Annotated in this window: 16 protein-coding genes and 2 pseudogenes; 12 read left to right on the top strand and 6 right to left on the bottom strand. The window is 59.6% G+C overall.

Annotated elements, in window-relative coordinates:
- Window positions 1–1271: 1271 nt before the first annotated feature.
- Window positions 1272–1655, bottom strand: coding sequence for a PRC-barrel domain-containing protein (locus P6U23_RS10515; RefSeq protein ID WP_407179588.1), 384 nt, complete (start codon window positions 1653–1655; stop codon window positions 1272–1274).
- Window positions 1656–2218: 563 nt separating this feature from the next.
- Here P6U23_RS10515 and P6U23_RS10520 point away from each other — a divergent pair.
- The 5 genes and pseudogenes from P6U23_RS10520 to P6U23_RS10540 all read left to right on the top strand — a co-directional run.
- On the top strand, window positions 2219–2560 hold the full coding sequence (locus tag P6U23_RS10520; protein WP_407179590.1) for a type II toxin-antitoxin system PemK/MazF family toxin: 342 nt from the start codon (window positions 2219–2221) through the stop codon (window positions 2558–2560).
- 474 nt (window positions 2561–3034) lie between these two features.
- Entirely contained in the window at window positions 3035–3277 is a 243-nt protein-coding gene (locus P6U23_RS10525) for a hypothetical protein (protein ID WP_407179592.1), read from the top strand.
- A 38-nt stretch (window positions 3278–3315) separates the two neighbouring features.
- Window positions 3316–3465 (top strand): annotated as a pseudogene (locus P6U23_RS10530) (CsbD family protein); the annotation flags it as partial.
- An 11-nt stretch (window positions 3466–3476) separates the two neighbouring features.
- On the top strand, window positions 3477–3641 hold the full coding sequence (locus P6U23_RS10535) for a hypothetical protein (RefSeq protein ID WP_407179593.1): 165 nt from the start codon (window positions 3477–3479) through the stop codon (window positions 3639–3641).
- Window positions 3642–6573: 2932 nt separating this feature from the next.
- Window positions 6574–6860, top strand: a pseudogene (locus tag P6U23_RS10540) (exonuclease domain-containing protein); the annotation flags it as partial.
- 1345 nt (window positions 6861–8205) lie between these two features.
- On the opposite strand, the gene P6U23_RS10545 reads toward P6U23_RS10540, so the two are convergent.
- Window positions 8206–8448, bottom strand: coding sequence for a hypothetical protein (locus P6U23_RS10545; protein ID WP_407179595.1), 243 nt, complete (start codon window positions 8446–8448; stop codon window positions 8206–8208).
- A 274-nt stretch (window positions 8449–8722) separates the two neighbouring features.
- Window positions 8723–9085, bottom strand: a complete 363-nt coding sequence (locus P6U23_RS10550) for a PRC-barrel domain-containing protein (RefSeq protein ID WP_407179597.1) — start codon at window positions 9083–9085, stop codon at window positions 8723–8725.
- Between the two features lie 315 nt (window positions 9086–9400).
- Between P6U23_RS10550 and P6U23_RS10555 the strand changes: the two genes are divergently transcribed.
- From P6U23_RS10555 to P6U23_RS10585, 7 genes are all read left to right on the top strand, one after another.
- The gene (locus P6U23_RS10555; protein WP_407179599.1) at window positions 9401–9892 is read left to right on the top strand and encodes a hypothetical protein; all 492 of its coding nucleotides are present in this window, start codon (window positions 9401–9403) and stop codon (window positions 9890–9892) included.
- Between the two features lie 2702 nt (window positions 9893–12594).
- Window positions 12595–12825, top strand: coding sequence for a hypothetical protein (locus tag P6U23_RS10560; protein ID WP_407179600.1), 231 nt, complete (start codon window positions 12595–12597; stop codon window positions 12823–12825).
- A gap of 251 nt (window positions 12826–13076) precedes the next feature.
- On the top strand, window positions 13077–13349 hold the full coding sequence (locus P6U23_RS10565; protein WP_407179601.1) for a hypothetical protein: 273 nt from the start codon (window positions 13077–13079) through the stop codon (window positions 13347–13349).
- 633 nt (window positions 13350–13982) lie between these two features.
- Window positions 13983–14534: a DUF4142 domain-containing protein gene (locus P6U23_RS10570; protein ID WP_407179602.1), complete on the top strand. Its 552-nt coding sequence runs from the start codon at window positions 13983–13985 to the stop codon at window positions 14532–14534.
- Between the two features lie 1463 nt (window positions 14535–15997).
- The gene (locus tag P6U23_RS10575; protein ID WP_407179603.1) at window positions 15998–16126 is read left to right on the top strand and encodes a hypothetical protein; all 129 of its coding nucleotides are present in this window, start codon (window positions 15998–16000) and stop codon (window positions 16124–16126) included.
- A gap of 169 nt (window positions 16127–16295) precedes the next feature.
- The gene (locus P6U23_RS10580; RefSeq protein ID WP_407179605.1) at window positions 16296–16451 is read left to right on the top strand and encodes a hypothetical protein; all 156 of its coding nucleotides are present in this window, start codon (window positions 16296–16298) and stop codon (window positions 16449–16451) included.
- 219 nt (window positions 16452–16670) lie between these two features.
- Window positions 16671–17600 carry an aspartyl/asparaginyl beta-hydroxylase domain-containing protein gene (locus tag P6U23_RS10585; protein ID WP_407179607.1) on the top strand — a complete coding sequence of 310 codons (930 nt, stop codon included), beginning with the start codon at window positions 16671–16673 and terminating at the stop codon, window positions 17598–17600.
- Window positions 17601–17775: 175 nt separating this feature from the next.
- Here P6U23_RS10585 and P6U23_RS10590 read toward each other — a convergent pair whose 3' ends face one another.
- The 3 genes from P6U23_RS10590 to P6U23_RS10600 all read right to left on the bottom strand — a co-directional run bounded on the left by P6U23_RS10590 (window position 17776) and on the right by P6U23_RS10600 (window position 21399).
- A complete protein-coding gene (locus P6U23_RS10590; protein ID WP_407179609.1) occupies window positions 17776–18945 on the bottom strand; it encodes an ATP-grasp domain-containing protein in 1170 nt (389 codons plus the stop codon).
- Window positions 18942–20195 (bottom strand): FAD-dependent oxidoreductase, encoded by a 1254-nt coding sequence (locus P6U23_RS10595; RefSeq protein WP_407179610.1) that lies wholly within the window; start codon window positions 20193–20195, stop codon window positions 18942–18944. Before P6U23_RS10595 ends, P6U23_RS10590 begins: the two co-directional genes overlap by 4 nt.
- Before the next feature lie 502 nt (window positions 20196–20697).
- Entirely contained in the window at window positions 20698–21399 is a 702-nt protein-coding gene (locus tag P6U23_RS10600; RefSeq protein WP_407179611.1) for a fumarylacetoacetate hydrolase family protein, read from the bottom strand.
- Window positions 21400–21411: the final 12 nt, after the last annotated feature.

Below are 21411 nucleotides of genomic sequence, written 5' to 3' on the forward strand. Positions count from 1 at the left end.
TTCTAGGAGCGAAAGAGTCCGTAGTAGATCACATAAAGCCAACCGAAAATCCCGTGGATGATCGCCCACAGTATCGGCTGGTTGGCAGTATGGGATATGCCAATAGCAAGAGCGCTACCAAGGCTCACGCCGTATTTTGCTCTCTTGACTTGAACACCGTACTACCGATTTTCGTTCGTGCTCGCCATCTCAGTTAGGCCGGCGGGCCCCTCGTATCACGATCTTGAGCGCATCACCTGGCAACCGCAGCTGTAACGCCTTCGCCTCTTCTCAGGACGCTCGCATCCAGAGATCCGCGCTCCTCATCGCTGGTGAGGATCACCACTATTGCTTTTGAGTGGATCGGCTTCACCATCGCAGTCACCCCCTCATCAGGAAGCCGTAGACCTGATGAGGGCCGCGACCAGTTTCGATTCGGTCCGCGCTCGAGCCTTGAACCTCGTGCAGATGCCTGAGAACGCGAACGACGCCGATCCTCATTGAGGGCGAAGCACACCACGTCTTTCTTCGTCGGCGCCGGGTTCGGCTCGGGCGCTATTCGGCAAAGCACCAGACATAGGCTCTCAGTGTTGAGCCACGTGCACGAGTTGCGGAGACGAGGTCTCTCGGATGGTCGAAAGCGCTTGCATGCGACAACAGCGAGCCCGGGATGATGCCCGTTTCGGTCAGGTCCGGCGGAATCATCGAAACGAGCACATCGCGAAATCTCCGCGTCGCTGGTTGAAAGCAAAGAGGAGCAATAGACCGCGGACAGCTTGGGGTTCGCATGCACTAAAGGCTGCCGCTAACGTCCCGCCCAGCGAGTGGCCGATCAGGAAGGTCATTGTCGGTTTCGGCTCGGTTGGGATCCTCACCACACGATTAGATATGGTTCTCGCGCATTCGTCGAGCCCGACATGTCCTCCTGACGGGATCGGTGCAATCTATTCAAGGAAGTATAAGCGGACGCCACGGCTCGGACAGCAGCGGACGGCGCTGACCTTTGGCCCAAGATCCCGGATGTACGGCCGCCTGACCGGAACGGCGATGATGAGCAGCGATGGGCCGGGGCCGCCGTAATCGCCAACCCGTCAATGATCTCCACGGGCAAGTCTCCGATGCGTCAGTTCGGCGGGATCAAATCCGATAGCACCGAGTGCTTGGCCCTGTGCGCGGCGCAGGAGATCACTGGTCGCAAATTGGGCCCAGCGTGGCAGCGGAGCTGGTGGATCAGTTCTTCAAGCAGTCGGCTGGCGCTCGCGATCAGGAACTTTCAGATGCGCTGGCTTGCGTCACAGGCCGCCTCGCCCCTCCCACTCCCAGTACATAGGCGTCCCATAGTACCGGTGGGTGCGCGTTTCCCAGTCTCGATCCTGCCACGAGTCATCACTGAACTCAGGCGCGTCCCTCAGCTGTTGTTCGGTGATATTGGTTCGAAAACCACCAAGCGACGTATCATATGTCAGAGCACCCCAAGGAATGGGATAATGGCTGTGGCCCAATCCCACAAATCCCCCAAAGCTCATGACGGCATAAGCTACGCGACCTGACACCTTGTCGATAATGAGGTGATCAATCTCACCGATGTTCTTTCCGTCTGCTCCATAAACCTCGGTTCCATGAATGTCTTCGCTCGAGATGCATTGATGATCCGGATGGGCTGTCGCGCGGGCCATGGCTTCGGCTCCCTCACAAGTGGGTTTCGTCGACTAAACTCGGCCGCTGTAGGGGTCGTTCCTGGTTTCGGAGAGCATTTCAGCGCTAATCATCAATCATCGTCGCCGACATCGATTCTAGCAGCTGTGGCGAAAACCTGCGTTAAGGTCCCGGTGTCCATGACACGGCGCTGGTTTCAGACTCTGACGATCAAAGAACTGCATCCGGTCGGCCGCGGCAGCTCTCGTTCTCTTCGTGTCGCCCGTTGGTCCATCCCGGCAGTGACATTTTGTCCGATGTCGGTGTGCAGGAGACGTCGCGTGCGAAAACCAACCGAATGTGCGCCCATAGCGTGCGGCGGACCAAGCAGATAACGCCAGCATAAAGCTTGTCTTCAGGCCCGCCGCAAAGGCCCGCCATTTGCGGCGGGCGCAAGTCTGGGAGGAAAACAAGGTCGCAAGCGTCTGGCAGATTTGCCTCCGCTGCCTTTTCTGTCCGCTATTGGTCCACGTCGAGTAGACCGCGCAGGCCGCATCCGACAGGGCGGCAGCGCGAGTGCAGCAGTCACAGCGGCTCGTTATTGTTGATCGCCGAATACGTCGATAAAGAGACCGGCGATTTCATCTGGATCGATCTTGACCCACGGTCGGCCACGAACAAAGCGGTCGACGACCGGCCATTGTATTATCACCGCACACCTACAATGCCGCAGCCGGCCTCTGCGTGTCCAATCACCAGCCGCGTACGCGGATATCCTCTCGAGGCCAAACTCGGCGACGGTACCTCGATCCGCGGCGTTGTGCGGGCCGATCAGCCCCGCAGCATCTCTTGGGAGAAGCGTCCGATCCAGCATGCCGGACGAGTACCTGACATCGTACTCACCGAGGTGCGCGAACGCTTGGCTGCGTTGCTCGGAATCGACTGAACTCCTCGTTCATCCGCGACGGCATAGTAGAAGAACGGCTTTGGCGATTCAGCTTTGCCGATTTTTCGTCAGCTACGGTGCCAAAGCTTCGCAAAAAAAAACAGCCATAGAACCACACGAACCAGGGCTACCCGCCATGGCGGTTCAACACGATAATTCGGATAGCCGATAGAGACTAACCAGGAGACGTAGACGAACGCTAACAAAATCCCGAGTCGTTCGAGCGTTCGCCCGCCGTGTACACCGTCTCAACCTGTCAGCCCCATTTGCTGAGACTATGTTGCGGAACATCAATGTTGCCGAGGCTTTTAGGTCAGAGGGGCTGCGGTGTCCGCTTAAGACTCGCCTGAGGCAGGGTGCTGCGCACTCCCCAAAATCAGACATCAACGAGCGCGTAGGGGCACGCGCTTCGCGCTTCGTGGGAACGCATCCAAATCCTCCGCATTCTCTCGCGTAAGGAGTTTGGAGGAGAGCATGAGGAACTATCTTTTTGCTGCGGCCTTGATCGGCGCGATGTCCATGCCGGCATTTGCCGATGAAGTTGGGGTCCATGTTGGGCCCGCAGGAGCCGGCGTAACGACTGGCGAGTCGCATGACCAAGATCGCGATCGAACTGTGGTTAAGGAGCGGGAACCCCGCGACAGCAAGACGGTGATTAAGAAGGAAGATGAGTACGGGAACCGCGAAAAGAAGGTTATCGAACACGACAGGGATTAGCCGGAGAAAGCTCCGATCTCTCGTCGGAGCTTTTTTGCGGTAACTGGAAAGAAATGAAGGGCAAGGTCAAACAGACCTGGGGCAAACTGACGGACGATGATCTCACCGGGATCAACGGCAAACGAGATCAACTCGAAGGCGCGCTGCTGCAAAGACGATATGGCTATGCCAAGGATCAGGCGAAGTAGGACGTTGATACTTGGTGTTCGACGCTGCACCGAGCGCGGTACGGAATATGCGAGTATCAATCAGGCGCGAAGTTAAGACCGCGATCGCGTTTTCGCTGATTTTTGCGGTCGCGGCGTTCGGCGCGACGGTCGCCATCGTTAAGCTGATCGCGCACTATGCCGTGGGTTGGTTGTGACCTTCTCTGGAAGGCTGCTTGCTGTCAGCGCACAGCAACGGAGCTCGTCTTTTGCTTCGGTCATGCGACCAAAAGACCGACACCGCCAGCAACGTTGACGAACCGGAGAGCGACGTTGCCAGGATGGCCTCCAAGGCGCAGCAATGCGTCGTTGCGCGCCATTGCCGTGAACACGTCCGTGCCGATCCGGGCCTGCGCTGGACCGCGTGACGGCATGGCGGATCATGACCGGAACCTCAATGGACGCATCGAGCACCTGACCCCCCATCCGGCCACGGCTTGAGAGTGTTGCGCCGCAGGTAAAGCTTCTGCGCCGCAGGTAAAGCTTCTGCGCCGTGCGGTTGATGTGGACCAAGACCGCCTCGAGCGCGAGTTTCGCCTCGCGCCGCCTTGGCGGTATCGGCCTTCCTGGCCTGCGCCGCTTAGGTTGCGGTTAATGCAGTCTGACTTCACGCGAGGGGAGGGAATGGCCGGCGGCCCTCACGCCGCCGGCCATCGCTCGCGCTGCCCGGGGCAGGGGGGCTAGTCGGGCAGCGCTGCGTTCCACTGGCGAGAAGTCTGCCCCTCAGTTCTTAACGAGACGTCAACCAATTTGGGCGCGCTCTGGGCCTTTCTGCGGCCTTGGTTGCGGCTTGTGCACGAAATGTTGGCTCCGCTTGAGAGTGCGCAGGCGGCGCCACAGCCGGACCGCTACTGGCAACGCGAGCAAGCCTTAGTCGAGCGACGAGAGTTACCGATCGAGATTTCGATCCCGATTGGGCGATACAACGGCTGATCGAGTAATCAAGCCCCCGGGGGGCGTTCGAATGGTCTTGGATGAGCAGCTAACTATTCTCGGCTGGCGATCGACGCTCCTGAAAATCGCGGACAAGCTTTCCACAGGTGTCGCGTCCAATCTGCCGCCATTCGATGGATCACTTTCGTGCAGTGTTCGGCACTGGCCGCAGGACCGACGCGACAAATCAGAAGCTGAAGGTCGCCAATGTTTTTGAAGAATTTCTTCAGGATCGCTAGACGCCGTTCGACCACGCTACTCATCGAAACCGCAATTGATACGAGGCGGGCGAATGACTGGACCGCGGTTTACCGGCACGCGCAAATTCGTGCCGGGCGATCTTTCCATGATGGCAGCTTCCCGCTCCACCGCTGGGGCTGGGGGCCGTGAGTAGCGGTGGAGCGGTTAGCCAGAGACCAGCGCGGCATCTGACGGTCCCCAGTTGGGACTCTGATTCGGGCGCATTGCTGACGGATGCGAGGCGGCAAAGAGTCAGCGGCGGAGCCGAGGTGTTCGTGATCAGCTGACGATCCGGTATTTTTGCGCGGGCTTCTTCGGCGTGCCGGCGCTGCTTGGGGCCTCCCAGGTTGCAGCGCCTGCACCACGGCTACGGGCGCCATCATCACGATTCCGCGCTTCTCAGCCGCGGCAATAAAGCAGGCGATTGCAGTTTGCCATGCCCGAGCTTTGCAACACGCCGCCGCAGCGCGGTGATATAGCAGGCAGCATCACGAGGCCTGGGCAGCGGCTTACCGTTGCCGCCTCGATCGGCTCGTCGAAGTCGATCAACCAGGACAGGGACAGGAATGCTCATCAACTTTGGTTGAGATACAGGAGCCAGCGGCGAAAATGCTAATCCGATCAAGCGCCATATCTTTGTACCTTTGAACCAATGCGCTGTGGACCGAGTTGATGATGGACCAGTTGCCATGGATGGAATTGTGTCATGACGCGGCACCGGCTCATTCAAAAAGCTTCGCTAAAGGCTCGGCTAGACCTGAAAGCACAGCAGTTGCGCGATGAAGCCAAGTCCTTTCCACCGGGGCACAAGCGAGACAGTCTGCTGAGCAAGAGCCGGCATAACGAAATTACCAATTTAGCCGAGTGGCTGATATCACCCGGTATCCCGCACAACGAGTAAGGCCGCCTTAGTTGGCGGCCTTTTTCTTGCGGGGGTTGCGTACCTGCCAATCCGGCCTGACGCCGGCGTGGCGGCGGCCACATGGGTCGCAGACACTGCGGCTCGATATCTGATAGCCGAACATCATCGGCCACCGATTGGCGCTGCGCGTCCAATGACTGCAGCGGTTATCTGTGAGAGGCAAATCAGGGACACGCAGCCCGCCTGCCGCTACTCAGGAGCGGGCTCCTCGCGCGCAATTTCGCGCCTGATGGAGAGGAATGATGTCGAAGAACTCAGCAGAGCTATCAGATGCGAAGGGCACCTCGCATCTTGGAATGCTTCCGAACTCGGAGCACAATGAGGCCGTTCAATACGAAGCTATCAACCTTGCGACCGCGATGCCTTAATCCGCAAGCGCAACGCAGCACGCCGGCTGGCGGCGCGTCGGAAAACCACTCACGGGGCGCTTGTGGGCGGACAGCGCGAGTAGGTCCGAAAGCATCCGCCGCCGGCTGCGTTGGCCGGTATCGGAGTTGCCCGAGATCAAGCTGTCTCGCACCGAAGAGCTCGCCACCTGCGCGATAAATGCCGCGTCAACTTTGATCGGCTGATCGGTGGACCGATACGGGAAGTGCCGGCGCCGATCACATCGAAAGAGCAATTGGCAGCGGCTGGCGAGCCATCGCCGGTTAGGCCGCTGAGAATCCCAAAAAAAATACGCCGCCGGGCTCGAAATGTCCTGTCCCGGCGGCGCCTGTTTCAAACTGGGACGCTGAAATCCCCAGCAACCGAATTGGAGCAACGGCCGTGCCAATCGCTCAGGTGTCCGACGGCTGGAGTGGTGACGGAGCAGGGTGCTTCGGTCCCGTGCTCTCGTTTCTAGCCGCGGACATGAAAAATCGCTCGCAAAACGGATCAATCCGCCGGACGATCTGGTCGGGCCGTGTCCGGTGCAAGAGCAGGGGGCACGTGGGCTATGTCGCTTGCACCGGACGCGCGTTCAGCTTGGGAGCGTGTCCTTTCGGGCCCGTTTGATCCAAGCACGGCCGCAGATTGCCAGCCACACCGGCCTTGACCCTGCGCGGCGACCGCCTGGTTGAAATTGGTCGCGTCGAGATTTTCAACCGCATACCGATCGGTCAGACCTTCCACCGGCGCATCAATCCGCAGCGTGTGGTCTCGGCCGAAGCGGTGGCGGTACATGGCCTTACCCAACGAGTTCTTGGCGGACAAGCCGCTGTTTGCCGAGGTGGTGGAGGAGTTCCTGGCGTTCATCGGTGATGCGCCGCTGGTCATCCACAACGCTTCCTTCGATATCGGCTTGCGGCCTCAACACTGCACGTCATGGCGACGAGCGCGGGCCTTGGTCCCGCGCCTCCTTCATCATCGCCTCTGAGGTGCGTATCAAGCTTCCCGCCGTTGCCGAGGCGGCTCGATCCAGGCAGGGGCCAGCGCACTATCACCACGATCTCCACGTGCACGAACGGCAGCAGAATGGCTGGCCGGAGCCAGCTCAGCCAGGCCCATCGCCATCGGCTCGTCATGTGCAAGGCTTTTCTCGGCCATCACAACTCCCTTACGCGGTTGTCCGCAGCGGAATGACGTTCGAGGTGAGCAACTAATTCGCCTACTCATTCATGAGCGCGCGTGCTTGTCGAGCTTCTGGCCGCGTTGACAGGCGGCTGTCGTTTCGCTCTTGTATTTGTGAGCAAGCGCTGCTTCGCGGACGCGATCCGGATAATCAGTATAGTCCTCGGCCCACGTGGCGAAGGGTCGCGCGGAAGCCGTGCACGGCGACATGGCCATAGCCGAGGCGATCGAGAACCGCCAGCATCGCATTTTTTGAAAATGCGCCGCGTTGGGAGCTGGGGAAGATCAACTCTCTCATCGCCGTCCCGCTGTCCCGCACGCTGTTATCGGAGCTGAACCGGCGGGCGCGCGGACCGTGGCCAATCAAACGGCCCGTTCCCCGAGCGGCAGGTGGAGCCGAGTTTGGGGAGCTGTTTAACTCTGCATCAGAATTCGAGATGCGGCCGTTATGTTTCCAAGCGCGTAGGCGAGCCCAAGCCAGAGAGCCCAGCGCTGGGCTGTCTCGGGCGCCGCAAGAGGCGGGATGTATGAAGCCGACCAGCAATACTGGGCCGCGCTGCTCTCCGGAAAGTTCGCAAATGTGAACTAGCCGACAAACAACCTTAACTCGCTCCGGTAGATTAGCGTTGTTTTCGATCTCCAAGTCATATTAGCGATCGTCCGGCGGCCCTTTGGGGCGCCGGACTTTCGCGTGTCCTAATCGCCCGGGTGCGGCTGCCAATTCGGCCAGCGCCATCATCGGACTAAACTATCGCGAGCAGCACAATCCCGACTACCAGCATAACAAAACTCATCGCCGCCGCAGCGGCGAATGATCGCTCTACGTTATCCACCATGCCACCCCTTATCGGCGAGCTGAGTCCCCAATCGCTCACCGAGCGCGGACGTTGTCGCGAATCGATGTCTGCTAGATTATCCGAGCGAGTGTCCTAATTAGGACAGCACCCTCCCTTTACCTGCGAACCGGAGGATTAGTGTTGCTCCGGGTGGGCTTGTGTAAGCAGAGGTGCTCCCGCAGGTTCTAACTCCCCGCCCGGGTATGTGGCCGAGCCCCGAGTTCCTACGAGGAGCGACGATCATCGCCTTCGCGCTACCAGCACGCCCAGCAAGAACGCGAGTGCTAGCGACTGGAGCGGAGCTTCAATCGTCATTTGGCGCAAGCGGTCGGAGAAGCGCTGCGCGGCCCGCTCAGAGTGCGGCGGGAGCGAGTTGTCCTTGATTTCGTGAGTCATATCCCTGATCGCTTCCGAGGCGTGCTCGATGCGTGCCGTGTCGTTCGTGAGACCCGAGGCTTCTGTCACGTCAGCGGCATTCGTCATTGTCATCGAATCCTCCCGTTGCTGTCCCTGCACCAATCCTGCGCCTGGAATGCTAGTTCCTGTCCTGATCAGGTCGTCCGCTCTGCGCTTGATGCGCCAACTGATCCCACTCCTTGGCGAGCCTTATCCAACTCTCCCGATCAATGGGACTGGTCGCCTTCTGTGCCTGGCCGCGGCATTCCTCTGCTTCGCGACGGCACTGCGCTGCGTCAATCTTGCCCATCGCAATTGGAAACGAAGGGGCCCCGGCATCGGATGCCGGGGCCGCTGGATCTTACGCCAATGGAACTCCGTAGTAGTCATTGACGGCGCGTGCTCTTGCGGGATCTGACCAATTCCAATCATTGTCGTTGCTATACTTGGGAGCTCCCTGAAGTTGGCTCTCAGTCAGCCCGGTAATGTAGCCGCCGAGATTGGTGTCGTACTTTAGAGATTGCCAAGGCAACGGATAGTGATCTCCTCCGAGGCCAAAGAAGCCGCCGAAGTTCAATACCGCATAAGAGACCTTGCCGCTGATCTTGTCGATCATCACTCGCTCAATGGAGCCGATCTTTTGATTGTCGGCGCCGTACACGGCAGTCCCTTCGACCTTGTCGCTGCCGATTAGGTTTACTGTTTCCCGCTCTTCCATTGCCATCAGAACCTCCTCTAAATTGAACTACTCCATTCAATTCGATCTGGCCTGTCGGCGTTCCGCAGCAGCGATGGCTTTAATGTCGCGTCCCTGAGTTACAAAGTGCTCACAGCCGTTCGGTAAAAACCGACGATTAGAGGGGGCTGGTTGTTTCGGCTGCTTATCTTGGATTGGCCAGCCCCACAGCTCCGCCCCCGGCATTCTCATTCAACGCCCCTCCTTGAGAGTCATCCGAAATGACCGAGCTCGAAGGACGACGATAGCTGCCTATTTGAGGGCGGTATTGATAGCGAGCGATCGCCCGGCAGCTTCGATCGAATGACCGATCCGGAAAAATCCTGCTTCCAGCAGATCAGCCGGGAGTGGGTCCGCCACGACTTTGGAGCGGATGACTGCAATCGTGAGGACGACAACGGCCAAGAGCTGGACGACGCCGGCATTGGCGATATGGAGGGCCTGCCTGAGCAGGTCGGCAGGCTGAATCGGCAGGCCGGCGGCATGGGCGAGCGGCCAGTCATGGCATGCTTATTTGAACGCACGTTTGGCGGGAGCCAAACGTTCTTGATCATCATCTGTGGTCAGGCGAGTAAGGTTGGCAGCACCCACGAGGACGTCATGGAAGTAAAGGCGCAGGTGCAAAGACCATTGCGCGTGGGCGTCTATCTGTGCTGTTCCATTCCCCGGATGATCAGGCGGTCACTTCAGCTGAGGCCATTGCATTCATCCACTTGGATCCCGCTGCCGTCGAATTTTGGTCCGCCCACGCCTTACAGCCTCGGGTCAGCTCCGGCACTGTGGTGCGCGAGCTAGGTGAGTCTCGCTTCCAACAGCGGACATGCCGCAGAATTGCGATGCTCTGGGCGATGACCTTGCCTTCCTTTGCCGCGATCTTCGGCACCTGATAAGGGCCCTGAAGCGCCTCATCCCATGGTGCGCGCGCATCCAAACACAGCGTTCTTCATCAGTCTTACGATCACCGGGCAAGCTAGCGGCTTCATAGGTGAATTTCGCATCCGTTGGTGGGAAGCCATAGACGAGATCCGGCGCACGGCACGTCTTTGCACCGCAGCAAGATTGCTCGCCGCCTTGGCCTGACGCTGAATGGTTGAGGATCTCGCTGGACCTCCGACACTTCTTCTGTCGTTGTTGCGCCCCATGGGCGGCAGCCGGCATCAGGGCCGATGCGCATCTGGGTCCTGTTCGCCGCCGTGCGCGACCACCAACGTCAGGGGCCGGATCACCGCGCCATGCGAAGGTCGCAGTTCGGCAGCTAGGCGATCCGGTTTGGGCGTCGCGCCGGATCGCGGAGCTCGTGGCCGACAGGCGATCGGAGTCGCCAGCCGCTATGGCCTATCGAGCCGCCGAAGAGCGTTCCAGATTTAACCTTTGGCGCAGGTATCAAGCTTAACGCGCGACTTTTCTTGCGCCATTGCGGCGAGCGGATAGCTTGCTTGACATTTTAGTCAAGTTCGCAACGACAACAGCGTCGTTTAGCATTCTTTGGCCGCTGTGGTCCTTGCCTCAAAGCAGGCGTTGTTCTCATGACTGGCGACCCGGCCCCTTGTGGCACTAATCCTCGAACGCCAAGCGCGCAGACTTATCCGGACCCGCTTGAAGCAGAATATCGCGAACTATTGGTATTGCGCGAGTGCGTCAGAAAGGCTGAAGCCGCCGCGCAGCGCAAGAGGCGTAACAGAGCGAAGCTGCGACATTCTCGTCGCACTTAGAAGGGATTCCCTCCATGAAGAAGAAAAGGCGCGTTGCTCTTGAACTAAGATGTCCCGCCTGCAATGGCACTGGATTTCCACCCGTGATACAGCCGGCCCGGCCTGGTCGCAGAATCTATCCGCCCCCGTGCAAAGTCTGTGGCGGGAAGGGACGGGTCAGGAGTCCAGTAGCCAAACACAACGAGCCTCGCCGCGATTAAGCGGGCGCATTAGAAGCCGCAGCTCTTCCTTGCCGTCGGCGTTTCTGACCAGCTTTCGTTCGCAGCACGATGGTTAGCATCGATTCGCAGCCCAACAAAAAGATTATGGCATTCATTTTCTACAGAAGGCCTTCTCCTTGGAACGCTCTTTGTTGCTGCCTCTCTGACGCCTACGCTGTTGCCGCGGACGTTTTTGAGAAGGGACCACGCGGCTGAACAAACACCTCGAAGCCGCAGCCCGCGACCGCTGGTCCGACAGCCATCCACGGCTGAGACGTTTGAGTAGCAACACTATCGCACTTTGGCTTTGAGAACGATCAACCGAGGCACGTAGCGTTGGGACCGCCCGAGTGTCGGATCGCATCGCTTGCGCCCATGCAAGGTCGAGCATTGAATCGCGCAGCTCGGGAGAAGTCGCCGCGCCGAACGCATGGGGCCCCTTGCGGGCTGGGCAGCAATGCGATGGTATCGGCGCAGCGAGCACCGCAGGGATCAATTGATCCTGCATCTAGCATGTCAGGGACGCCGGAGGCACGGTACAGGACGTCGCTCGACGAGACGAAGAGAAAATCCTGCGCAACGCCCGCCGTGCGGCAGGCGCGCCGGCCGGCGCAGCGGCCGCACCGCCAGGCTGACGAGGACCGCCTCTAGCGTCATCCGCCCATCAGCCGCAGCATCATCAAGTACAGGTTTAGGAAGTTGAGATAGAGTGACAACGCCCCAATGATCGCCAAAACAGCCACCGCGCTGTGATCACTGCCAGAGTATTTATGCGTGCACTAACAATAAATACCAGGACCAGGGGTGCGAAGACAAACACCCACATCAGGGATTCTGCAACAACGCGGGATCAGTCACCTGATACGTCAGCCACGCGATAAGCGCGGTCAGACCGACGCCCGCACCTATGTAGTTGTGGATGAGGAGCATGTATTCGCGTTTATCGCGATAGCGCGGCCATCCACGACTTCAGAAGATGTTGAGTCATAGGTTGACATCATCACTCTCCTATCAGCGCGAGCTCGACACTCCGAAGATTGGAGTTGCATCTATCTTGAGCGACGTACTGACTTCCCGCCAGGCCGACGATCCCAGAGGCGTACACTTATGACTTTTATGACCCCCGCCGGATATCGGATGATCACCGGACTAACCGGGGCGGAATCACCTTATCCTTGCGCGGTCGTGCACGCGCTCTGAAGACGTCCGCTTTACGCATCCCTGCGGGGAATCCGCGGTTGTCTTCAATGAACTGCGCCGAACCTGTGGGATCGGGGCAACGTCGGATCCTCTCGCGTCAGTCTGAGGCGCGTTCGGGTCCTGTTCGCCGCCGTGTCCGACGACCAACGTCAGTGGCCGGATCAGCGTGCCATGCGAAAGCTAGGCAGTTCGGCAGCTAGATCTGGCTGGCGGCTTCGCGTCTCGGATGCGGAGCTCGTGGCCGGCAGGGCATCGGACCGGTCGGCCCTGATCGTCTTATCGAGCTGCCGAAGAGCGTCCCGAAGGTCGCGCTAAAGTGTTCGAGCAGCGGAACGGACCATCTCCGAAGCGAATTGACTTGCCGACATTCTGCTGGAGATCGGTCATGAAATGGATAATCGCGTCCGTCTGCGTTGCGACAATCGCGCTCGCCTCATGCGGCGCAGCGCAAGCCAAGGGATGCATCAAAGGCGCGGTCGTCGGCGGGGCTGCCGGGCATATGGCCGGCCACGGCAAGCTCGGTGCTGCGGCGGGCTGCGTGATCGGCCATCACGAAGCGAACAGGGCCGAAGCCAACAAGAACTCGGGGCAGCAGCCTTCTGGCGGCCAAAAATAACGCCACCCCTATACCGTCGCGAAGCGTAGCGCGAATCCGTGGAGACTGAGAGTGATCGAAACCGAGAACTTGCTCGAGAAGTGTCCCCGCTGCGGCGCCTGGCCCATGGCGGCAAAACTGCCGAAGGCGACCGCGCTGCAAGTCGAGATCCGATTGAGGTGTCCGCAGTGCGGCTATCAGGAGGGCGGCCGCTTACGGCGCGCGGAGAGCGCTCGAAATTTTGCTGAACAGCGCCGGCAGACCGGCACGTAATGTTGAAGGCGATGATGGACGAGATCGAACGGACCGTAGCCCCGTCCGCTGTTGAGCGGGCTATGGCGGTGTACGAAATCTTCAAGGAGCGCGACCACGCCCAGCTCATTCAGGCACGCAAGGCACTGACCGAGCACATCTTCGGTCAGCTCGCCGCAGGCGAGACTGACGAGCAAAGACTGGTGGTGGCGGGACTGGCTCACCTGAAATCGCGCGAGAGGATGGCCGAAAGCGCCGCAGTCCAACCAAGCGCGGCCGCGAGGGAAGCCTGATCGCCCCCTTGAAAGTCCGAGTCAAAAAATGTGCAGCATTTTCAGGCCCCGCCGACGCGGCGAGTTGAGTGAGGCGCCTGAGATACGCGACGAGAGGCCAGCCGATCTCGGTGGCAGGGAGCCCTCAAAGTCTCTCGCGAGGCGTCGGCGTCTGTCGACCCTTGCAAGGGTGGGCTGGATCAATGTCTCGGTCCCAGCGGCCGGCGCGCCGCTAGGCAATCCAGTGCCCGCTCTGCATCCGTCGGATCGCGTGCATCGCGCAGTTCGGTGCCCGCACGCATCGCCTCGAAGATCCTCGAAGCGGCAGCCAAAGACGGGATCTCGGTCGAGAACCGTCGAGCAAGTCGGTATGCCGTGCCCTGATCGGGATCCCCAGCACGTGGCCTCGACGAGCGTTCTCCGCGAGCACAAGTCCCAACCTGGGCGTCTGCGCCTTAGAGCGTTCTCATCCTGGTATCCCCGAACGGCCAAGGATGTCATGGTCAATGATGTCGCAGCGTCAGCTTTCCTGACCAATGTTCATGCGGCATCGCTCACGGCCGGCGATGTGCGGTGATGTAGTCCTTCGTGCCAGGAACCACACTCTCGCTGGCAAGTTGAACGATCGCAAGGGTCAGTTTGAGGAAATTCACTATGAAACGCTTACTCATCGCGCTGGGCTGCGTCCTTTTTGCGGCACCTGCGTTGGCGCAGTCGGTCGGCGAGAAGACGGGTGTCAATTCTACGCTCGGCATTGCCCCGAGCACGGCGGATTTCGTCAGGGAAGCGGCGATAAGTGATATGTTCGAACTGCAATCGAGCAAGCTCGCCCAAGAGAGGGGCACCGCACAGGAGAAGAGCTTCGCCGAGCAGATGATCGCGGACCACACAAAGACGACCAATGAGATCAAGCGTCTGGTCGACAGCGGGAAAGTTAATGCCGAGATTCCGGCAACGCTCGACGCCTCGCACCAGAGTAAGCTGGACAAGCTAAAGAGTGCGAACGGCAAGGACTTCAGCTCGGATTTCGACGCCGATCAGGTGAGCGCGCATAAGGATGCGGTATCGCTATTCGAACGGTATGCCAAAAGCGGGGACAATCCGGAACTTAAGGACTTTGCCGGCAAGACCTTGCCTACGCTGCGGCATCACCTCGCCATGGCGCAGGACCTAGGGAAGGCGCCGAATGTGGGCCAGTCGAGGTAGGCTTGTGCAAGCTGAAGCCGCCGTCACGCTGACAAATCTCAGTTTCTAGCGCGCTATCGGTCGAACTCGAAAGCTCTTTTTCGGGTAGGCGCACTTCGAGCTGGTTCCTGATCAACATCAGCAGGCCCGAATTGATCGACGCCGTGTCAGCGCCGATCGTGAGCATTCGATGAGGCGTTTTCGGGAGCGACCGGCAATTTATGGAGTCTTCCTGTTTGGTTCTTCCTGAACGGCTGTGGCGTGACGCAGCCTGAGTGCGACTAGGTGGATACGCGCAATTCAGTTCTTAAGATCATTTCTGACAACAGCAACAATGCGCTTCTGAATTACGCCGTCAAGAGTTCGAACTCGGTTGAGGCGAGAGTCAACAAAGCGAGCAGTGAAGCTGAAAACTCAGCAATATGGGAAACGGCGAGACAGGGAGCGTTATATAGGTTGAGTGACGAAATAAGCACAAACTCAGAAAGCAAAGACAAGCGAGTTGTCACGTGCAGTGGGGAATTGTCTACAACGCTAGAGGACGCGACAGCGCAAAAGCAAGGTGGATTTTACGGTAGAAAAACGCCGGCCGGGAGGATGTCACTTTCGGTTAGCCCTTTCGATTTTGACCCTTTGCGCGACGCAGCTTTTATAGGTTGCGATCCGAAGCGGGATCATGAGCCTGTATCGAATCACGACGAGCGACGACAACAGCCTTGTAAGCCAATGCAGCTCGAGGCTCGGCTTGACGATCCTGAAAAGCCGTTTTACCAGTAGCAGACTTGCGCCGCAGCGATGATGACGGCCTTACCAGTGGACCGATGGCCCTCCAGCAATGGTAACCGCAAGAGGTTGAAGGCGGCGTGGCGTAAGCCGCGGGGTATGAGGCTGACGCCGACCTCGCGATGGACACGAGTGCGGTTTTCGGTGCGGCGGCTACGCCGGCATTCGCCACGTTCGGGCGGCGCGTTTAAGCCAACCCGACCGACCTGCTATGTCAACGTCCGACGATGCGCGCGGAGCACTGCGACCCTGCGATCTCGCTGCCACAGTTCGATGTCCCGTTCATCCAAAAGGCTTTCGATTTGCTTCTTTGCGTCGTCATCGTCGCTGCAACATAGGTCGAAGGCCGTCCAAACGTGTCCGTTCTCAATCAGATACGCGCGATAGAGCGGCATATCTCTTGGCTCCCGGCTACCGAAAGTGACGCCCCTTCTTGACCAGAGGCACGGCCCCGCTCCCAACGCTGCCTTCCGAAAGTGGGGCCGTACCGGACCACGGTGCTGGGCAAGATGGGATGTGGCCCGCCAAAACAATCGCTAACGTATGTAGATGGTTCCACCTCCGGAACTCGTTTAAACGAGCGGCGGTAAAATGAGCTTCTAAAGTCAGCGGTGCACTACCTGCCAGCACGTCGATCGGGCTTGACCAGGCGTCGTGGCCGTCCGCGGTAGCGACGCAGGCGTGGAGCGGATTACGGGGCGATGAAGAAGTTCCTGGTCGAAGAGTTCGGCCCGGATGTCAATGTCGCCAGCCTTGCGCCCGACACCCTGATCGACTTCGAAGCGACCTGCCGCGGCCTCGGCGGGCCCGCTCAACTCCAGGGCAGGTGAGGGCGCCAAGCTCGTCGATCTATTTGAGACCGCGCAACGCGGCGACGCCTCCTTTCGCATGCTCGGATCTCAAGCTGAGTCCACCAGGCGGGCGCACGGTTAACGTAAGATTAACCGACAGGCTCTAATGCTTCGGGAGCCGGTGGCTGCTCGAGCGATGAGGAAGCCCATGGAGGCACAGAGAATTGCGGTGGACGCCGTGGTGGTGTTGACCGATTGCGACCGTGACGCCGCGATCGCCTTTATTCGCCGGCTTTACCTGTCAGGCGTGAAGGACCCCAAACGGCTGACCTTCAAAGGTCTTCAGGCGCTCGCGCGTACCTGAGGATCCGAATCAGTACGAAATCTGGCCGGATTCGGCGCAGGACAGCGCAGTTATGCGCGCCTGTCTGGTTCAAGCCATCCTGATCTCAGTCTCTGGAAATCGGTCTCCCGCCTGTGGTATTGGGGCGTTCTCGCCGGTAAGCCGCTCCGCACTGATCGGCTTTCACGCGAAGAGATGATCGGGCAATTGGGGAATTGGGGCCGATCGCAGGGACGGACCATGCTGAAACAGCTTCTCGCGCCACAGCTCATTGGCCTTTACATTCTCGCGGCCTCAACAATTTACGTGCATTTTCGGGGCAAGGAGCGGCTGCGCTTTGCCCGGCAGTTAGGCGATCACTCGACCTATCTCGCCCCCTACAATGTGCTGATGTACGCCGGCTCGGCCGTGCCGAACGAGCCGGTGATCCCGGTCGATAAGTTTCCCGAGCTCTCAAAGCTGACGGACAATTGGGAGACGATCCGCGAGGAGGCGGTGCGGCTGTTCGATGAGGGGTTCATCCGGGCCGCGGCTAAGAACAACGACTGGGGCTTCTATTCGTTCTTCAAGAGCGGCTGGAAACGCTTTTATCTCAAATGGTATGACGACTTTCTTCCCTCGGCGCGTCAGCTCTGTCCGAAGACGGTCGAGCTGCTTAATTCGATTCCGAGCGTGCACGGCGCCATGTTTGCCATGCTGCCGCCCGGCGGCAAGCTGGGTGCGCATCGCGATCCCTTCGCAGGGTCCTTGCGCTATCACCTGGGCCTGGTCACTCCGAATTCGGACAAGTGCCGGATTCTCGTCGACGGCGTACCCTGCGTTTGGCGCGACGGCGAGGCCTTCATGTTCGACGAGACCTTCATCCACCACGCCGAGAATGCGACCGACCAGAATCGCATCATTCTGTTCTGCGATGTCGAGCGTCCGATGAAGTATGGCTTCCTGACCTCGATCAATCGCTGGGTCAGCCACCACATCGTCAAGGCTTCCGCCACCCAGAACGTGGAGGGCGAGCAGGTCGGCGTGCTCAACAAGGTGTTCGGTGGGCTCTACGAGATCCATCTCTGGAGCCGCCGCATCAAACAGTGGAACCGCAAGGTTTATTACGTGGGAAAGTGGACGCTGACGGTTGCAGTGGTCGGGCTGATCGTGGTGTCGGCGTTCAGGTGAGGGGGAGGGCGGGTCTCTCCGCGGATTCCACGCCCGCGCCCTCTGCTACGTCTTTTTCGAAAAGCTCATCCGCCCTGGATCATGATCCGATTAGGCGGAATCGGACCATGATCTCATCTCTTTGTTTGAGCATCATCTTCTCGGAAAACCGGTTTCCACTTTTCCGGATCATGCTCTAAAGACTGGTTTGGCCTTCAAGCCCGATCTCCTCGCGGAGATATGGGATCGGATCGGCGAGTGTGAATTTCAGGGCTTTCCAGCTTTCCGCCTCGATTCGCCATGCAGCCCAAAGCGTACACAGGAGAGCTTTGGGGAAGCGGACCGTTCGATCGCGAAGGATGATGGCTCCGTCGGACGCGGCGCTGTCATCGAGACCGAGGGCCACGAAATTGATTCCGGCGAGCATCGACATTGCGATCTTGAAGAAGAAGCGCGGATTACACTCAAGGTAATGAACCTGTCCGTCGGCGTCGCGGCGCATATCGAAATTGAAGACACCGTCGACCTCAAGCGTCCGCAAGAGCTTCTCGATCTGGCCGCGAATGCCATCATCTGCGAACGTTCGGTAGGTGTCGCGCCGGTATTCGTGCGCAACGAATGCCTTGACGACGCCGCGCTTGCAAAAAACGCTCGCGCCTATGTCGTTGCCGTCGATGAACTGCTGGACAAGGACCGGCGCATAATCGATTTGGCCCAATTTTGCTTTCGGGTTCGCCGCTTCCAACACGACACAGCCCTCGCCGCCGCTCTGGCTGAGAGGTTTGGCGATGAGCTTCCCCTTCAGAGTACCGTCCTCAAGTGCGCTCTTGAGTTCAGTCGCGTTATGGAAAAGCCAGGTATCCGGCGCCCGAACCCCGGCGGCTCCGCAGAGATGATAAAACTGCCACTTGTCGTTGAGCAGATCGAAGCTCTGAAGGTCGGGCATGGGGAAACAGGGGACGCCGATCCGGTGGCGCAGCGCAATCAGGGTGCGGCTCGCGGGTCCATCTCCAGCCAACACAAGGTCGATGCCCCACGCCGCCACGCACTGGTTGATGCCTTGAGCCAATTGCTCGCAAGCGGTACCGTCGATCGGGACGTCGGCAGACCTAAACTGTTGACAAAAGCGGGAGTGTCTGAGGCTGCTCGATACCGAGGCGCCAAAAACATAGACTTCGGCGCCCGTTGCAGCGGCGCAGCGCATCACGCGATAGGGCAGCTTATAAAGCGTGCTGAGCATCAGGATGTGCGGGACGGCTGAAGTTGGCCGACCCGTCTCGGCAGTTACTTCATCTGGCCGAACGGACGAGGCGATGCATAGTCGCTGGCGCCGGGCATCGTCGGCATCTCTGAAGGTGATGCTCATTGAGCGATGCTCAAGCGCTGCGGGCGAACCGTTTTCCAGCGCGTGCTGTTCAGGACGCGGGACAGGGTCCGGGCCGGATGGACCGCGCCGAAAACGAAACGGCACACCGGGCCAAAGCTGAAGGCTGAGGCGGGCCCCACAATATGGAGGCCCGGCACCGAGGTCTCGTAATCCAGCGACAGCACCGGTTTGCTGTCCTCCAGTCGGATCTGCGACAACAGCCCTGGATCGATGAATGGCAAACGTGTGAGGTCAATCCGATAGCCGGTCGCCGCAATTGCATGGTCGGCGGCAATTCTCTCGCTTGAGCCATCGGACGTACGCAAGTGCAGCTCGATTCTTCCTCCCTGATCCCGCGCCGCTTCAAGGCTTCGGCCGAGACGGATCGGGAGTTTACCTTCTACCCGCTCCCTCATCTCGGTGGTGCCAAGGGGACCCAAGGTCGTTTCGACGATTGAGTGTCGGCGGCGCGCAGGCAGCGCATGGAAGAGCGTCGGTGCGTCGGCGTAAAGTCTCAGCGCCCATCCCTGGCCGATCCCTGATCCTGGACTCAGCAGGTTTCGAACCGGCCGCGCGAGCCGACGGATGAATGATTTCGGGATTCGCGCAGACCTCGCGAAGCGCAGTTCGCGGGACCGGGCGACGAGCGATACCGCGGCGCCCTTTTCAGTCAACAGCGCGGCCAGGTCCGTTGCAGAAGCGCCGGATCCCAAAACGATGACCTCTTTTCCGCCGAACGCGTCAAGTGGGCCATGGTCGCCGCTGTGCGTGAGCAGTTCAGACGGCAGACCCGCGAATTGCTCGGGCACCTGCTTGAATGGATGGACGCCAATGGCAAGCACGACACGACGCGCGAAGACCTCGCTTCCATCGTCGAACAGCGCGCGAAAGGAGGGCGAGCTATGCTCAAGCAGCAACAGCGTCTTTCGCTCCACACCGGGAGCGAGGTGCCGCTGGAAATCTTCACCATACGCGCTGAAGATTTCGACCGGCACCGGCCACAGCGAGTCATGATAGGGGGTGCCGCGCTCCTCGCAGTATCGCTTCAGAGTAAACCGCGCCTCGGGATCATACAGGTTGGACGACCAGGCGTGGGATTTCAGCAGCATTCCCGGTGGCATCTGATTTCGCCACGAACTCATCGGATGGCCGAAAATGCGGTGCTCGACCCCGACGGAGCGAAGGTATGCGGCAATCGAAAGCCCGTAGGGTCCGGCCCCGATGATGGCAACATCGATAGTGTCACTCATGCCCAATCGACCTCCCCGAGCCCAACCCCTTTAGCGCGCTTCTCGCGTGACTTTTTGGAGCGCCAGGAACAATTGAGCCTGTGTCAATCTGTCTATGACAGGCGTTACAAGGTTCAAAGATGGGCGTGAAATCGCAAGCTTGCGTTGGTCTGCCGCGGTCGCCGGTGGCCTCATCCGACCTGGCATCCGCCTGATTTCCGGCTGCGCATCGATCTTAAAAGGGCGCTGCGACCTCGTCCGATCCAGCGCCGTTGTCCCCAAATTCGATAAGCTGATTGCGCTCACCAAAGGCAAGCCGCTTACGCACCCTTGCGAGGTGCGGGCCAGTATGAAAGGGCAGGAGACTGCGCGCCGGAAATCCGCAGGAGAGGCGGTTAGTTTAGCAGCTACCGGAGCATGATCCGGAAAAAGCGGAGACCGGTATCCGGACCAATCATGCGCAATCAAAACCAAAGAAGCGCGATGGCAATTCAACCAATCCGAACGCGCTTCTCAATATCAATCAAACGGGCTCGCCGATCGACACCTTCAGCGTGCCAACGCCGTCGACGCCGCATTCGATCTTATCGCCAGGCTGAAGCGCGGCGACGCCGGCCGGAGTGCCGGTCATGATGATGTCGCCGGCCCCGATCTCCACCTGCTGTGACAGCTTCCAGATGATTTCCGGCACGCTCCAGATCAGCTCGGAGAGGTCGCCCTTCTGCCGCTCGGTGCCGTTGACCGAGAGCCAGATCTTGCCCTTGGAGGGATGACCGATCTTGGTAGCCGGCTGAAGCGCTGAGCAGGGCGCGGAGTGGTCGAAGGACTTGCCGACTTCCCAGGGCCGCTCCTTTTTGCGCGCGGCGAGCTGCAGGTCGCGGCGGGTCAGGTCGATGCCGACCGCATAGCCATAGACGTGGTCCAGCGCCTTATCGGTCGGGATGTTCAGGCCGCCGCTCTTCATGGCCACGATCAGTTCGACCTCGTGATGCAGGTCCTTGGTCAGCGGCGGATAGGGGATGGTGGCGCCATCGCCCTCCAGCATGTCGGCATGCTTGGCGAAGAAGAACGGCGGATCGCGCTCGTCATTGCCCATCTCGCGGATGTGCTCGACATAGTTGCGCCCGACGCACCAGATGCGGCGGACGGGAAAGGATTTTCCCTCGCCCAGGACGGGCAGCGAGGCTCGCGGCGGGGCCGGGATGACGAAGGCGCTCTCGTTCATGATGGGTCTCGG

The sequence above is a fragment of the Bradyrhizobium sp. STM 3562 genome (assembly GCF_045571435.1).
In the GTDB taxonomy this organism is placed as follows: Bacteria; Pseudomonadota; Alphaproteobacteria; order Rhizobiales; family Xanthobacteraceae; genus Bradyrhizobium.

Coding starts and splice junctions, on each gene's coding strand:
- P6U23_RS10525 (WP_407179592.1), top strand. CDS start 3,035: ATGAGGAACTATCTTTTTGCTGCGGCCTTGATCGGCGCGATGTCCATG.
- P6U23_RS10570 (WP_407179602.1), top strand. CDS start 13,983: ATGAAACGCTTACTCATCGCGCTGGGCTGCGTCCTTTTTGCGGCACCT.
- P6U23_RS10590 (WP_407179609.1), bottom strand. CDS start 18,945: ATGAGCATCACCTTCAGAGATGCCGACGATGCCCGGCGCCAGCGACTA.
- P6U23_RS10565 (WP_407179601.1), top strand. CDS start 13,077: ATGTTGAAGGCGATGATGGACGAGATCGAACGGACCGTAGCCCCGTCC.
- P6U23_RS10600 (WP_407179611.1), bottom strand. CDS start 21,399: ATGAACGAGAGCGCCTTCGTCATCCCGGCCCCGCCGCGAGCCTCGCTG.
- P6U23_RS10575 (WP_407179603.1), top strand. CDS start 15,998: ATGAAGAAGTTCCTGGTCGAAGAGTTCGGCCCGGATGTCAATGTCGCC.
- P6U23_RS10555 (WP_407179599.1), top strand. CDS start 9,401: ATGACCGATCCGGAAAAATCCTGCTTCCAGCAGATCAGCCGGGAGTGG.
- P6U23_RS10580 (WP_407179605.1), top strand. CDS start 16,296: ATGGAGGCACAGAGAATTGCGGTGGACGCCGTGGTGGTGTTGACCGAT.
- P6U23_RS10595 (WP_407179610.1), bottom strand. CDS start 20,195: ATGAGTGACACTATCGATGTTGCCATCATCGGGGCCGGACCCTACGGG.
- P6U23_RS10545 (WP_407179595.1), bottom strand. CDS start 8,448: ATGACGAATGCCGCTGACGTGACAGAAGCCTCGGGTCTCACGAACGAC.
- P6U23_RS10550 (WP_407179597.1), bottom strand. CDS start 9,085: ATGGCAATGGAAGAGCGGGAAACAGTAAACCTAATCGGCAGCGACAAG.
- P6U23_RS10560 (WP_407179600.1), top strand. CDS start 12,595: ATGAAATGGATAATCGCGTCCGTCTGCGTTGCGACAATCGCGCTCGCC.
- P6U23_RS10515 (WP_407179588.1), bottom strand. CDS start 1,655: ATGGCCCGCGCGACAGCCCATCCGGATCATCAATGCATCTCGAGCGAA.
- P6U23_RS10585 (WP_407179607.1), top strand. CDS start 16,671: ATGCTGAAACAGCTTCTCGCGCCACAGCTCATTGGCCTTTACATTCTC.